This window comes from Streptomyces sp. NPDC004732 (assembly GCF_040609235.1).
GTDB lineage: Bacteria > Actinomycetota > Actinomycetes > Streptomycetales > Streptomycetaceae > Streptomyces.
The window spans coordinates 163,998-177,849 of sequence record NZ_JBEXJR010000007.1; the positions used below are offsets into that span (position 1 = coordinate 163,998).

At 70.5% G+C, this 13,852-nt stretch carries 9 protein-coding genes; 4 read left to right on the forward strand and 5 right to left on the reverse strand.

Annotated elements, in window-relative coordinates:
- Window positions 1-4: 4 nt before the first annotated feature.
- Both ABZV77_RS22145 and ABZV77_RS22150 read right to left on the reverse strand, forming a co-directional pair.
- Window positions 5-751, reverse strand: a complete 747-nt coding sequence (locus tag ABZV77_RS22145; protein WP_356259375.1) for a GNAT family N-acetyltransferase — start codon at window positions 749-751, stop codon at window positions 5-7.
- Window positions 748-1,671 (reverse strand): NADP-dependent oxidoreductase, encoded by a 924-nt coding sequence (locus ABZV77_RS22150; RefSeq protein WP_356259377.1) that lies wholly within the window; start codon window positions 1,669-1,671, stop codon window positions 748-750. The genes ABZV77_RS22145 and ABZV77_RS22150 overlap by 4 nt, the downstream gene beginning before the upstream one ends.
- A gap of 157 nt (window positions 1,672-1,828) precedes the next feature.
- Here ABZV77_RS22150 and ppk2 point away from each other — a divergent pair, with 157 nt between their 5' ends.
- On the forward strand, window positions 1,829-2,788 hold the full coding sequence (ppk2, locus tag ABZV77_RS22155) for a polyphosphate kinase 2 (RefSeq protein WP_356259379.1): 960 nt from the start codon (window positions 1,829-1,831) through the stop codon (window positions 2,786-2,788).
- 10 nt (window positions 2,789-2,798) lie between these two features.
- Here ppk2 and ABZV77_RS22160 read toward each other — a convergent pair whose 3' ends face one another.
- The 3 genes from ABZV77_RS22160 to mgtA all read right to left on the reverse strand — a co-directional run bounded on the left by ABZV77_RS22160 (window position 2,799) and on the right by mgtA (window position 7,383).
- Window positions 2,799-3,260 carry a DinB family protein gene (locus tag ABZV77_RS22160; protein WP_356260195.1) on the reverse strand — a complete coding sequence of 154 codons (462 nt, stop codon included), beginning with the start codon at window positions 3,258-3,260 and terminating at the stop codon, window positions 2,799-2,801.
- 83 nt (window positions 3,261-3,343) lie between these two features.
- Window positions 3,344-4,609 carry a serine hydrolase domain-containing protein gene (locus tag ABZV77_RS22165; RefSeq protein ID WP_356259380.1) on the reverse strand — a complete coding sequence of 422 codons (1,266 nt, stop codon included), beginning with the start codon at window positions 4,607-4,609 and terminating at the stop codon, window positions 3,344-3,346.
- A gap of 44 nt (window positions 4,610-4,653) precedes the next feature.
- Window positions 4,654-7,383 carry a magnesium-translocating P-type ATPase gene (mgtA, locus tag ABZV77_RS22170; RefSeq protein WP_356259383.1) on the reverse strand — a complete coding sequence of 910 codons (2,730 nt, stop codon included), beginning with the start codon at window positions 7,381-7,383 and terminating at the stop codon, window positions 4,654-4,656.
- Window positions 7,384-7,969: 586 nt separating this feature from the next.
- Here mgtA and ABZV77_RS22175 point away from each other — a divergent pair.
- The 3 genes from ABZV77_RS22175 to ABZV77_RS22185 all read left to right on the forward strand — a co-directional run bounded on the left by ABZV77_RS22175 (window position 7,970) and on the right by ABZV77_RS22185 (window position 13,789).
- Window positions 7,970-10,027, forward strand: a complete 2,058-nt coding sequence (locus ABZV77_RS22175) for a phosphocholine-specific phospholipase C (protein ID WP_356259385.1) — start codon at window positions 7,970-7,972, stop codon at window positions 10,025-10,027.
- 74 nt (window positions 10,028-10,101) lie between these two features.
- On the forward strand, window positions 10,102-12,705 hold the full coding sequence (valS, locus tag ABZV77_RS22180) for a valine--tRNA ligase (protein WP_356259388.1): 2,604 nt from the start codon (window positions 10,102-10,104) through the stop codon (window positions 12,703-12,705).
- 133 nt (window positions 12,706-12,838) lie between these two features.
- Window positions 12,839-13,789 carry a phospholipid scramblase-related protein gene (locus ABZV77_RS22185; RefSeq protein ID WP_356259390.1) on the forward strand — a complete coding sequence of 317 codons (951 nt, stop codon included), beginning with the start codon at window positions 12,839-12,841 and terminating at the stop codon, window positions 13,787-13,789.
- Window positions 13,790-13,852: the final 63 nt, after the last annotated feature.

The window sequence follows — 13,852 nt, forward strand, 5'->3', positions numbered from 1 at the left end:
CCTTTCATTTTTCCCCGGCCGTCGGCTGCCCCGGCACGCGCGCCCCGCGGAACGCGGTCGTCCGCCGCAGCCGGAACCCGAGCGATTCGTAGAGGCGAATGGCGGGGTTCTCCGCCGACGTGTGCAGGAACGGCGTCTCGCCGCGGGCCCTGATGCCGTGCGCGACGGCGAGGACGAGGCGGGCCCCCAGGCCCTGGCCGCGGTGGGCCGGGTCGGTGCAGACCGCGCTGATCTCCGTCCAGCCCGGCGGGTGCAGCCGCTCCCCGGCCATCGCGACGAGGGCGCCCCCGCGACGGATGCCCAGATAGGTGCCGAGCTCGACGGTGCGGGGCAGGAACGGGCCCGGCTCCGTGCGCGCGACCAGGTCGAGCATCTCGGGCACGTCGGCGGGGCCGAGCGGCACCGCCTCGGGGTCCGGCGCGGCGGCGACCCCGTCGTCCACGAGCTGCACGCCGGGCACGTCGAAGGTCGGCGCCCACCCGTCGGGCGGGCGCACCGTCGTCCCGAGCAGCGGCACCTCGGCCCCGGCCCCGGCGAACGCGGCCAGATCCGCCCAGTCCGCGGCCGTCACCCCGTCGGGCAGCGCGAGCCACGGCGACACGTCGAGCGGATACCGCACCACGCGGCCGTGCCACTCGGCGAAGTGCGCGTGGGGGCCGGTGAGGGAGGCGTAGGCGGGATTGTCGAGGGGGTGCGGGACCCGCGCCGCCCCGGCGGTGCCGGTGCCTTCCGCCTCCGTCAGCGCCGTCATGCCGTGACCTCGATCACGACCTTGCCGCGCGCATGGCGGCCCTCCACCGCGCGCAGCGCCTCGCCCGCGCGGTCCAGGGGGTACGTCGCCGTCACGTGCGGACGCAGTACGCCCGCGACGGCGAGCAGTGCGACCTCGTCCAGGACCGCCGACGTACGGGCCCGCACCACCGGTGCGCCACCCAGTTCGGCCACGGTCTCCTTGGCCGCCGCCGTGATCAGCTTCCCGCGGTCGGTCAGCAGCTCCGCGACCTCGGCCAGGTCCGTGCCGCCCACGAGGTCGAAGACGGCGTCGACGCGACCGCCAGGCACCGCCTCGCGTATGCGCTCGGTGAGCCGGGGTCCTGACGGCACGTGGACGGCGCCGAGGGACTCGACGAACTCCTTCTTGCCCGCGCTCGCCGTGCCCACCACCCGCAGCCCGAAGTGCCGGGCGATCTGGACCGCGGCCACCCCGACACCGCCCCCGGCGCCCGTGATCAGCAGCGTCGCACCGGTGGGCAGGTCCAGCTGCCGCAGCCCGTCGTACGCGGTCGCCGCCGCGACCGGCAGCGCGGCCGCGTCCGTGAAGGAGAGCGTGTCCGGCTTGTGGGCGGCGATGTAGGCGGGGACCAGCGTGAACTCCGCGTATCCGCCGGTGACCGGATTGCCGAAGACCGGGTCGCCGACCGCGAACCCCTCGACGCCGGGCCCCACGCCCCGCACGACCCCGGCGACCTCGCTGCCGAGCACCTCGTGACCGGCCAGCGGCGCCTGCCCGGGGCGCCGCTTGCCCGCCCGCAGCTTCCAGTCGACCGGGTTGACACCGGCCGCGCGCACCGCGACGAGCAGCTGCCCGGGACCCGGCTCCGGTATCCCGAGGTCGAGGAAGGCCTCCACCTCGGGACCCCCGTGTCGGGTGAATGCGTACGCCTTGGGCATCTGGACCCCTCACATCCCGCTCATCGATGTTCCACCAGGGATGACCATCAAGATCCCGCGGCTATTCCCGACGGAGGTTCCCGGCGCGACAGCGGGTGCTGATCCGTGGTCGCGCGGGCAAGCTGTCGGGTGAGGCGTCGAGGGAGAGGGCAGTGCGGTGGTGCCGACCGGTGGGAACGACGACGATCTGCTCCAGGGGCTTTCGGTGGACGAGGCGCGCCCGGAGCGCCCGGTGCTCCTCGACCGGCGGGGGCGGCCCCTGCGGACGTGGCGGGAGAACTACCCGTACGCGAAGAAGCTGGACCGCAAGGCGTACGAGCGGCGCAAGCGGATCCTGCAGATCGAACTGCTCAAGCTGCAGAAGACGGTGCGTGACCAGGGGCTGCGCATCGCGGTGCTGTGCGAGGGGCGTGACGCGGCGGGGAAGGGCGGCACGATCAAACGGTTCACCGAGCGCCTGAACCCGCGCGGTGCCCGGACGGTGGCGCTGGACAAGCCGACCGAGCACGAGGCGGGACAGTGGTACTTCCAGCGGTACGCCGCCCAGCTGCCGTCGGCGGGCGAGATCGTCTTCTTCGACCGGTCCTGGTACAACCGCGCGGGCGTCGAGCCGGTGATGGGGTTCTGCACCCCCGACGAGCACCAGCATTTCCTGCGACAGGCTCCGCTCTTCGAGAGGATGATCACCGACGACGGCATCGTCCTCATCAAGTTCTGGTTCTCCGTCTCCCGGGCCGAACAGCGGACGCGGTTCGCGATCCGGCAGGTCGACCCGGTGCGCCAGTGGAAACTGTCCTCCACCGACGTCGCCTCGCTGGACCTGTGGGACGCCTACACGTACGCGAAGGTCGAGATGTTCCGGGTCACGGACGCGCCGCACGCCCCGTGGACCGTCGTGAAGACCAACGACAAGCGGCGCGGCCGCCTCGAAGCCATGCGGCACCTCCTGCTGCAGCTCGACTACGAGGCGAAGGACACGGAGGCCGTCGGCAAGGCCGACCCCCTGATCATCGGCCCCGCCAACACACTCCTTGAACCCGGGGAGGATCCCACGGACCTGTCACCCAGCAAGCTCGCGGACAAGGGCCGGGGGCCCGGCGACCACCCTGGGGCGTGACATCACCCGGTCAGAGACCGACCGCCCCGTCGATCCGCTCCCGGAGCAGGTCGGCGTGGCCGTTGTGCCGCGCGTACTCCTCGATCATGTGCAGGAGCACCCAGCGCAGCGACACCGTGCCGAGCCAGGAGTTCTGCCCCTCGACGTCGAGATCGGCGGCCTCGTCGACGAACTTCTCGGCGAACGCCACCTCAGCGTGCCACGCCTCCCAGGCCGCGGCGACCGCGCCGGGATCCGCCACCGCTCCGTCGAAGTCCTCGTCGGCGTTGTCGGCCGTGGCATAGAGGAGTGGCACGTCCTGACCGGCGAGGTCCCGCCGGAACCAGCGGCGCTCGACATCCGTGAGATGCCGGACCAGACCGAGCAGCGACAGCGCGGAAGGCTCGACGGACCGTCGGTCCAACTCCGCCTCAAGACCACGGCACTTGATCTCCAGCGTCTCGCGGTGGGCCCGCAGGAAGCTGACGAGCATGGTCCGTTCGTCGCCGGTGGTGACCGCGCCGTACCGGGGGTCTTCCGATTCGCCCGTGAAGAAGGTGGCTCTCCTGCGTGAAGTCATGCGCCCATCATCGGGCCCTGGACCGGGCCCCGTTCACGCAGCCCCTCGTACAGCGCCCCGACCAGATGGATGCTGCGCAGGTCCTCGCCCGAGGTACCGGCCCCCATGCGGTTCATCGTGTACGCGTACGAGACGCCGTTCTCCGGGTCGGCGAAGGCGTACGACCCGCCCGCGCCGCCGTGCCCGAACGCACGGGGGTTGGGGCCCGCCTGCCCGTACTGGTTGAGCATGTAGCCGAGGCCCCACGGCCAGGTCTCGGCGAGCGGCGTGCCCGCCCGCAGGACGAGGTCCGGCTCGTCGTCCTCGCTCTGCCGGGTGCGCAGCCGCTCCACGGCGCCGGACGAGAGGAGCCGCCCGCACGCCAACTCCGCGTACACGGCGGCGATTCCGCGGGCGGTGGCGTGGCCGTTGGCCGCGGGTATCTCCGCGCGGCGGTAGGCCGCGGCGTTCACGTCGCCGAGCGGCAGGTACTGGAGCGCCAGGGTGACCGGCGCCATCGGATGGTCCGTCAGACCGCCGACGGGAGGCTTCGGCGCCTCGCCGAACACGGTGCGCGACGACGACGAGGGAGCGGAAGAGGGAGAGGAAGCAGGCGGGGGCGCGGGTGCCTCCGTCGTGCGGACCGGCGGTGCCATGTCCGCGCACCGCCCGTGCTCGCTCTCCGGCGTGCCGACGTGCACGTCGGCGTCCAGTGGCCCGGTCACCTCGGCGCGCAGGAACGTCCCGAGCGAGACGCCCGTGATGCGCCGCACGACCTCGCCGACCAGGAAGCCGAAGGTCACCGCGTGGTAGCCCTGGGCGGTGCCTGGCCGCCACCACGGCCGGGTCGCCGCCAGCGCCTCGGTCACCTTCTCCCAGTCGTACACCGCGCCCGGCGCCAGGGGCTCGCCCGGCGCGATCAGCCCGGCGCGGTGACTGAGCAGCCAGCGCACCGGGATGTCGGCCTTGCCCTCCTTGGCGAACTCGGGCCAGTACCGCGCCACCGGCGCGTCCAGGTCCAACTCGCCCCGGTCGACCAGGATATGGGCGCAGAGAGCCGTCATCCCCTTGGTCGTGGAGTAGACGTTGACCAGGGTGTCCCGCTCCCAGGGGCGGGTGCCGGTCCGGTCCGCGTCGCCGCCCCACAGGTCGACGACGAGTTCGCCGCCGACCGTGGCCGCGACGGCGGCCCCGAGCTCGTCGCGCTCGGTGAAGCTCCGCTCGAACTCCGCTCGCACACCCTCGAATCCGGGGGCGCAGGTGCCGTGGACGCGCACAGTCATGCCGTGCATGGTTGCCCACGGCACCTAGCTTTGCAAGGTGCCCGCTACAGCCAGCTGCCGTAGCGCCGGATGTACCAGCCCTTCACCGTCTGGGTGAGCGCGCAGTACGCGAGCAGCGTCCCGAACAGCCACGGGAAGTAGCTCATCGGCAGCGGCTCCATCGACAGCGCCGTGGCCAGCGGGGAGAACGGCAGCCAGAGGCCGAGGACCATCACCGCGCCCGTCATCACCAGCACCGGCAGCGAGGCGCGGGACTGGACGAACGGGATCTTCCGCGTGCGGATCATGTGCACGATGAGGGTCTGGGACAGCAGCCCCTCCACGAACCAGCCCGTCTGGAACAGGCTCTGCTCACCGGGGGAGTTGGCCTGGAAGACGTACCACATCACCAGGAACGTCGTGATGTCGAAGACCGAGCTGATCGGGCCGATCCGGATCATGAACCGGCCGATGCCCTTCGCGTCCCAGGTCTGCGGCTTCTTCAGGTACTCCTTGTCCATGCGGTCCCACGGGATCGCGAGCTGGCTGAAGTCGTAGCAGAGGTTCTGCACCAGGAGGTGGATGGCGAGCATCGGCTGGAAGGGGATGAAGGCCGATGCGACCAGGACCGAGAAGACGTTCCCGAAGTTGGACGACGCCGTCATCTTGATGTACTTGATGGTGTTGCCGAACGTCTGACGTCCCATCAACACGCCCTGCTCCAGGACCATCAGGTCCTTCTTCAGCAGGATGATGTCCGCGGACTCCTTGGCGATGTCCACGGCCGTGTCGACGGAGACGCCCACATCGGCCTCGCGCAGCGCCGCCGCGTCGTTGATGCCGTCCCCGAGGAAGCCGACCGTGTGCCCGTCGGACTTCAGGGCGCGCACGATCCGTGCCTTCTGGACCGGGTTGACCTTCGCGAACACCGTGGTCGTACGGGCCAGTTCGATCAGCTCGACGTCGTCGACCAGGTCGATCGTGGCGCCGGTGATCAGCTCTCCGGTGTCCAGGCCGACGTCGGCGCAGACGCGCGCGGCGACCAGTTCGTTGTCGCCGGTGACGACCTTGACCGCGACGCCGTTCTCGGCGAGTGCGCGCAGCGCGTCCGCCGAGTCCTTCTTCGGCGGGTCGAGGAAGGCGAGGAACCCGACGAGCGTCAGCTCCGTCTCGTCGGCCACCGAGTAGGTCTCGCGCTCGGCGGTGTCGGGGTCTACGGGGAACGTGCGGGTGGCGACCGCGAGGACCCGCAGGCCCTCCCGGTTGTGCCGCTCGGTGAGGTGCGTGACCTGGGCGCGCAGCTGCCGGGTGAGCGCCACGCGCTCGCCGCGGTCCATCAGGTGGCCGCACCGGTCCAGGACCTCCTCGACCGCGCCCTTGGTGATGAGGGTGTGCTCGAAGACGGGCCCGGACAGTTCGTTGCGGCGCAGGACCACGGACATCCGGCGGCGGGCGAAGTCGAAGGGGATCTCGTCGATCATCGTGAAGAGATGGTCGACGACAACCTCCTCGGCCTCGTCCACCCGGTCGATGACCGCCTGGTCCATGAGGTTACGGAGCCCCGTCTGGAAGTGGGAGTTCAGATACGCGTACTCGAGCACCTCGCGGTCCTCCTCGCCGCGCGTGCCGAGGTAGCGGTCCAGGACGATGCGGTCCTCGGTGAGCGTGCCGGTCTTGTCGGTGCACAGGACGTCCATCGCGCCGAGGTTCTGGATCGCGTTGAGCTGCTTGACGACGACCTGGTGCTTCGACATGGCGACGGCGCCGCGCGCCAGGTTCGCCGAGACGACCATCGGCAGCATCTCGGGGGTGAGCCCGACCGCCACGGAGATCGAGAACAGCAGGGCCTGGTCCCAGTCGCCCTTGGTGAAGCCGTTGATCGCGAAGACGACCGGGACCATCACCAGCATGAAGCGGATCAGCAGGAAGCTGACCCGGCGCACGCCGATGTCGAACGCGGTCTGCGGGCGGTCGCCGGTCAGTGCGCTCGCCATCGAGCCGAAGTAGGTGTGCGCGCCGGTCGCGACGACCACGCCGGTCGCGGTGCCGGAGGTCACCGACGTGCCCATCAGGCAGAGGTTGTCGGCCTCCACGGGGTCCGTGGTGGTCTGCTGGCCCAGGTCGTGGGCGCGCGTGTCGGCCTTGGCGACGGGCAGCGACTCGCCGGACAGCGCGGCCTGGCTGACCATCAGATCCTTGGCGGTGAGCAGCCGCAGGTCGGCCGGGACCATGTCACCGGCGGCGAGCCGCACGAGGTCGCCGGGGACGACCTGCTCCATCGGGACCTCTTCGGTGGCCGCGGTCTCGCTCCAGCGGCGCGAGACCGCGCAGGAGGTGGTGACCAGCTTCTTGAGCGCCTCGGCCGACCGGGTGGAGCGGCACTCCTGCCAGAACCGGAGCAGCGCGCTGATCAGCACCATCGAGGTGAGGATGTAGACGCCGGGGTCGGCCGGGTCCTGCCAGTACATGACGGCCGCGAGGACGACGAGCACCCCGATGAAGGGGTTCCAGAAGGACTTGGCGAGCTGCCTGGACCAGTGCGGTGCGCGCTCGTGGGCGACGGTGTTCTCGCCGTACCGCTCGATGCGCTCCAGGACCTGGTCCTGACGGAGGCCGCGGGTGGTGGCGTTGAGCTCGCGCAGCACGTCGCGGGCGGGGCGCGCGCTGAGTTCGGCGAGCCTGGCGCCGACTTCGCGGGTGCGGGCGTCGAGTTCGGCGGCCTTGCGGGTACGGGGGGCGGGGCGGGGGTTCTCGCCTGGCGGGGCCAGGCGTACCTGGGGAATCAGCTTGTTCATGGCAGACCTCCCTCCGTGCGGGGCATGACGAGGCAGACCCGGGCACGAGGACGTGGATGTGTGAATGCGGGGTGAAGAATTTTCCGGCGTACCGAGGGCGATGTGCCGTCGGCAGGCGGAGTCGTCGCCGCGGTATCAGCGCGGCGGAGAAGAGGAAACAGCGGCGGAAAGCGCCTCAGAAGCGGTGGAAAGCTGCCACCGGCCTCAAAAAGAGGTCATCACCCATGAAAGTGCGCCATCACCCGTGGGAGATGGCCACCGGCTGCGGAAGGCAGCTTCGAAGGGGACGCCTCAGCGAAGATCACCGCTGACGCAAGGACTTCCTTCGGGACTCATCCCGAACACCTCCTTGCGCTCGCGGGACGGAGAAGAACGCGCCACTGGTCGGCGCACCGCCAAGTCAGTCACGCGTATTCCCATATGTCAAATGTGGGACTTTCGTCCCGAATGACCGGGACTTGTGTCCTGCCCACGAGAGGTTGGACTTCTCTTCACACGCCCGTCACAGCCCCTTCCGTATCGCTTGCTCCCCTTGGCACACTTCACCCCGCTCGCGTCCCCCACAAAACTCGAGGTCGGAATAGTCATGCCTGAACTCAATCGGCGCCGCTTCATGCAGCTGGCCGGCGGCACCGCGACGTTCGCCATGCTCAACCAGAGCATCGCCCGCGCCGCGTCCCTTCCCGCCAGGCGCGCGTCCGGCACCATCAAGGACGTCGAGCACGTCGTGGTGCTCATGCAGGAGAACCGTTCTTTCGACCACTACTTCGGCAAGCTGAAGGGCGTCCGCGGCTTCGGCGACCCGCGCCCGGTGACGCTGCCCAACGGCAAGCCGGTCTGGCAGCAGCCGAACGGCGGCAAGGAAGTCCTGCCGTTCCACCCGGACGCCGAGAACCTCGGCATGCAGTTCATCGCGGGCCTCGACCACGACTGGGCCGGTGGCCACAAGGCGTTCAACAGCGGCGCGTACGACCAGTGGATTCCCGCCAAGACCGAGCGGACGATGGCCTACCTGGAGCGGAACGACATTCCGTTCCACTACGCGCTCGCCGACGCGTTCACGGTCTGCGACGACTACCACTGTTCGTTCATGGGGGCGACCGACCCCAACCGCTATTACATGCTCTCGGGCCACGTCGGCAACGACGGCAAGGGCGGCGGCCCGGTCCTCGGCAACCAGGAGGCGGGGTACGACTGGTCGACGTACGCCGAGCGCCTGGAGCAGGCGGGCGTGAGCTGGAAGGTCTACCAGGACATCGGTGACGGTCTGGACGCGGCAGGACACTGGGGCTGGATCGACGACGCCTACCGCGGCAACTACGGCGACAACTCGCTCCTCTACTTCAACAAGTACCGCAACGCCAAGCCCGGCGACCCGCTCTACGACAAGGCCCGCACCGGCACCAACGCCAAGGCGGGCGACGGCTACTTCGACCTCCTCAAGGCCGACGTGAAGGCCGACAAGCTTCCGCAGGTCTCCTACATCGCCGCCCCCGAGGCGTTCTGCGAGCACCCCAACTGGCCGGTGAACTACGGCGCCTGGTACATCGCGCAGGTCCTGGACGCGCTCACCTCCAACCCCGAGGTGTGGGCGAAGACGGCCCTGTTCATCACGTACGACGAGAACGACGGCTACTTCGACCACATCGTCCCGCCGTACGTCCCCAAGGACGCCAACCAGGGCAAGTCCACCGTCGACACGACGCTCGACTACTTCCCGGGCAGCGCGGGCTACGCGGCCGGGCACTACGGCCTCGGCCAGCGCGTCCCGATGATCGTCGTCTCGCCGTGGAGCACCGGCGGCTTCGTGAACTCCGAGGTCTTCGACCACACGTCGATCATCCGGTTCATGGAGACGCGCTTCGGCGTCAAGGAGCCCAACATCTCGCCGTGGCGCCGCGCGATCTGCGGCGACCTCACGTCCGCCTTCGACTTCAGCGGCAAGGACACCGACCCGGCGAAGCTCCCCGACACGGCCGCCTACGAGCCGCCGGACAAGGAGCGCCACGACGACTACGTGCCCAAGGCGCCCGCGAACCCGGCGCTGCCCAAGCAGGAGTCCGGCTCCCGGCCCGCCCGCGCGCTGCCGTACGTCCCGCTGGTGGACGGCGCCGCGGACCCCGCCGCCGGAAAGTTCACGCTCACGTTCAGCGGCGGCGCCAAGGCCGGTGTCTGCTTCCACGTGCGCTCCGCCAACCGCACCGACGGCCCCTGGACGTACACCACGGAGGCGGGCAAGTCCCTCTCCGACACCTGGAACTCGAAGTACTCCAAGGACGCCTACGACCTCTCCGTCTTCGGTCCGAACGGCTTCCTGCGCACCTTCAAGGGCCCGGGCAAGCAGGCCGGTCCCGAGGTGATCGCCCGCCACGACGGCACCACGGGCAACATCAAGCTGACCCTGAAGAACGCGGGCGGCGCTGATGTGAACCTCACGGTGACCAACGCCTACGGCGGCGCGGGCCAGACCTTCAAGGTCAAGGCCGGTTCCTCGGTGGAGCACACCGTCGACCTGCGGGCCAGCAAGCGCTGGTACGACCTGACGGTGAAGTCCGACGCCGACACCGGGTTCCTGCGGCGCCTCGCCGGTCACGTGGAGACCGGCGCGGCGGGCGTCAGCGACCCGGCGATCATCACCGTCTGACGGGGCCCCGGCAGACGTAAGCCGGGAAAAAAGGGGGCGCCTGCAGTCGGCGCGGATGGATAGCATCCAGAGGCATGGCATCCACCCATCGCCCTGCAGGCGCCCCCGAGAAGCCCGTCCTCGACGGGCTCGAAGGAAAATGGTCTCGGCGATGGGACGAGTCGGGCGTATTCGCCTTCGACCGCTCGAAGACCCGGGACGAGGTCTTCTCCATCGACACCCCGCCGCCCACCGTCAGCGGCTCGCTGCACGTCGGCCACGTCTTCTCGTACACGCACACCGACACCATCGCCCGCTATCAGCGCATGCGCGGCAAGGAAGTCTTCTATCCCATGGGGTGGGACGACAACGGGCTGCCGACCGAGCGCCGCGTCCAGAACCACTTCGGCGTCCGCTGCGACCCCGCCCTGCCGTACGACCCGGACTTCACCCCGCCCGAGACCCCCGGCAAGCGGCAGCTGCCCGTCTCCCGGCGGAACTTCATCGAGCTCTGCGAGCGGCTCACCGTCGAGGACGAGAAGGTCTTCGAGGAGCTGTGGCGCCACCTCGGCCTGTCCGTCGACTGGTCGCACGGCTACCAGACCATCGACGCCGAGTCCCGCGCCGCCTCGCAGCACGCGTTCCTGGAGAGCCTCGGGCGCGGTGACGCGTACGTCGCGCAGGCGCCCACCCTGTGGGACGTCACCTTCCGCACGGCGGTCGCGCAGGCCGAGCTGGAGGACAGGGACCGGCCCGCCGCCTACCACCGGCTTGCCTTCCACCGGGCGGACGACACCTCCGGGCCCACGGACCCCGTCCTGATCGAGACGACCCGTCCTGAGCTGCTGCCCGCCTGTGTCGCCCTGGTCGCGCACCCGGACGACGAGCGCTACCGCCCGCTGTTCGGCACGACGGTCCGCACACCGCTCTTCGACGTCGAGGTCCCCGTCCTCGCACACCCCCTCGCCACCCCCGACAAGGGCACCGGCATCGCGATGGTCTGCACGTTCGGCGACACCACCGACGTGACGTGGTGGCGCGAACTGCGCCTCGAGACCCGGCCGGTGATCGGCTGGGACGGCCGCTTCCTCGCCGAACCGCCGAGCGGCGTCTCCGCCGCGCCCGCCGTCGAGGCGTACGGGCACCTGGCGGGTGCCACCGCGCACACCGCCCGCGAGCGCGTCGTCGCGATGCTGCGCGAGAGCGGCGACCTCAGGGGCGAGCCGCGCGCCGTCACCCACGCGGTGAAGTTCTTCGAAAAGGGCGACAAGCCCCTGGAGATCGTCACGACCCGCCAGTGGTACGTCCGCAACGGCGGCAGGGACACCGCCCTGCGCGACCGGCTCCTGGCCCGCGGCGCCGAACTCACCTGGCATCCGCCGCACATGCGGATCCGCTACGAGAACTGGGTCGGCGGCCTCAACGGCGACTGGCTGATCAGCCGCCAGCGGTTCTTCGGCGTCCCGATCCCCGTCTGGTACCCCCTGGACGCCGCAGGGCAGCCCGACCACGCCCACCCGATCGTCCCGGACACGGCCGCCCTGCCCGTCGACCCGAGCGCGGACACCCCGCCCGGCTACGAGTCGGCGCAGCGCGGCGCGCCGCACGGCTTCACCGGCGACCCGGACGTCATGGACACCTGGGCGACGTCGTCGCTCACCCCGCAGATCGCCGGGAAGTGGCGCTCCGACCCCGACCTGTTCGCGCGGGTCTTCCCGATGGACCTGCGCCCCCAGTCCCACGAGATCATCCGCACCTGGCTGTTCGCCACGGTCCTGCGCGCCCACACCGGGCACGACGCGCTGCCCTGGAGCCACGCGGCGATCTCCGGCTGGATCCTGGACCCCGACCGCAAGAAGATGTCGAAGACCAAGGGCAACGTCGTCACGCCGGGCCACCTCCTGGAGCAGTACGGCTCGGACGCGGTCCGCTACTGGGCGGCGAGCGGCCGCCCCGGCACGGACACGGCGTTCGACGTCGGCCAGATGAAGATCGGCCGCCGCCTCGCCATGAAGCTGCTGAACGTCGGCAAGTTCGTCCTGAGCCTGGGCGACGCGGGACCGCAGGCCGTCACGGAGCCGCTGGACCGGGCCCTCCTCGCCGCGCTGGCGTCGACCGTCGACGAGGCCACCACGGCCTTCGATGCGTTCGACTACGCACGCGCCCTGGAGCGTACGGAGCAGTTCTTCTGGCACTTCTGCGACGACTACGTCGAGCTGGTCAAGGCCCGTGCGTACGGCGACCACGGCGACGCCGCCGCCACGCAGTCCGCACGGGCCGCGCTCCGTACGGCGCTCGACGTCCTGCTGCGGCTCTTCGCGCCGGTCCTGCCGTTCGTCACGGAGGAGGTCCGGTCCTGGTGGCAGGAGGGCTCGGTCCACCGCGCGGCCTGGCCGAGCGGGGCGGAGCTGCGGCAGTACGCGGGCGACGTGGCGGTCCTGACCGTGGCGTCGGAGGCCATTGCCACGGTCCGCAGGGCCAAGTCGCAGGCCCGTCTTTCGATGCGCACGGAGGTCGCGGCGGTGACGGTCACGGCGCCGCGCGCCGCGCTGGATCGCTTCGCGTCGGCCGTGGGCGATGTGCGGGCGGCGGGGCGGATCGGTGCGGTGGAGCTGCGGGCGGGAGAGGGCGCGTTGCAGGTGGAGGTCACGTTGCGACGTTGGGCTGGTCCCCCTTCAGGGGTGCGGGGAGCTGCGTGACCAGCCACGACGTACCCCCGGCCGGGCGCGAAACGCCGGACAGCGGCCACACCGCCCGATCCGGTTGAGCCGGACATAACAACTCGGCAAGGGGCTGGCGGGCGGCCCGCACACGGAGGGTAGGGTCACCCGGGTGACCACGCATTCGAACACTCCTGCAGGCTGGTACCCGGACCCGCACGGCGCGCCCCAGCTGCTGCGCTGGTGGGACGGCTCCCAGTGGACGGACCACACCAATCCGGCCCCACAGGGCGGCCAGCAGCAGGCTCCGGCCCAGCAGGCCCAGGCCCAGCAGGTCCCGCAGCAGGCGCAGGCTCCGGCCGCCCAGCAGCAGGGACAGTTCGGCCAGCCGCAGACCCACGCGCTGCAGGGCCAGTTCGGCCAGCCGCAGGCGGCCCCGCAGGCCGCGCCCGCGGCCGACCCGGCCAAGGTGCAGCGCCAGGTGCAGCAGCAGGCCGGTGTCGCGCCGTCCGCGCAGGGCGGCGGCACGCTCTTCACGGAGCCGGTCCTGGTCGTGAACCAGAAGGCCAAGCTCATCGAGCTGACGAACGAGTACAGCGTCATGGACCAGTCGGGCAACACGCTCGGCTCGGTCGTCCAGGTCGGCCAGAGCACGCTGAAGAAGGTCGCCCGCTTCGTCTCCAGCGTCGACCAGTTCATGACGCACAAGCTGGAGATCCGCGACGCGTACGGCCAGCCGCAGATGATGCTGACCCGGCCCCGCAAGTTCATGAAGTCGCGGGTCATCGTCGAGCGCGCGGACGGCCAGCCGATCGGCGAGATCGTCCAGCAGAACATGATCGGCAAGATCAACTTCGGCATGATGGTGAACGGCCAGCAGGTCGGCGCGATCAAGGCGGAGAACTGGCGCGCCTGGAACTTCTCGATCGTCGACCACGCGGACAACGAGGTCGCCCGGATCACGAAGACCTGGGAAGGCCTCGCCAAGACGATGTTCACGACGGCGGACAACTACGTCCTGCAGATCCACTACCAGCTGCCCGAGCCGCTTTTGAGCCTGGTCGTGGCGACGGCGCTCACCGTGGACACGGCCCTGAAGCAGGACGCCCGCGGCTTCGGGTGACCTGGCGCGGCACTTGGCATGACAACGGCGCCGGTCGCCCCCTCCGTAGGGGCGACCGGCGCC

Coding starts and splice junctions, on each gene's coding strand:
- ABZV77_RS22150 (WP_356259377.1), bottom strand. CDS start 1,671: ATGCCCAAGGCGTACGCATTCACCCGACACGGGGGTCCCGAGGTGGAG.
- ABZV77_RS22145 (WP_356259375.1), bottom strand. CDS start 751: ATGACGGCGCTGACGGAGGCGGAAGGCACCGGCACCGCCGGGGCGGCG.
- valS (WP_356259388.1), top strand. CDS start 10,102: ATGGCATCCACCCATCGCCCTGCAGGCGCCCCCGAGAAGCCCGTCCTC.
- ABZV77_RS22165 (WP_356259380.1), bottom strand. CDS start 4,609: ATGACTGTGCGCGTCCACGGCACCTGCGCCCCCGGATTCGAGGGTGTG.
- ABZV77_RS22160 (WP_356260195.1), bottom strand. CDS start 3,260: ATGCTCGTCAGCTTCCTGCGGGCCCACCGCGAGACGCTGGAGATCAAG.
- mgtA (WP_356259383.1), bottom strand. CDS start 7,383: ATGAACAAGCTGATTCCCCAGGTACGCCTGGCCCCGCCAGGCGAGAAC.
- ABZV77_RS22175 (WP_356259385.1), top strand. CDS start 7,970: ATGCCTGAACTCAATCGGCGCCGCTTCATGCAGCTGGCCGGCGGCACC.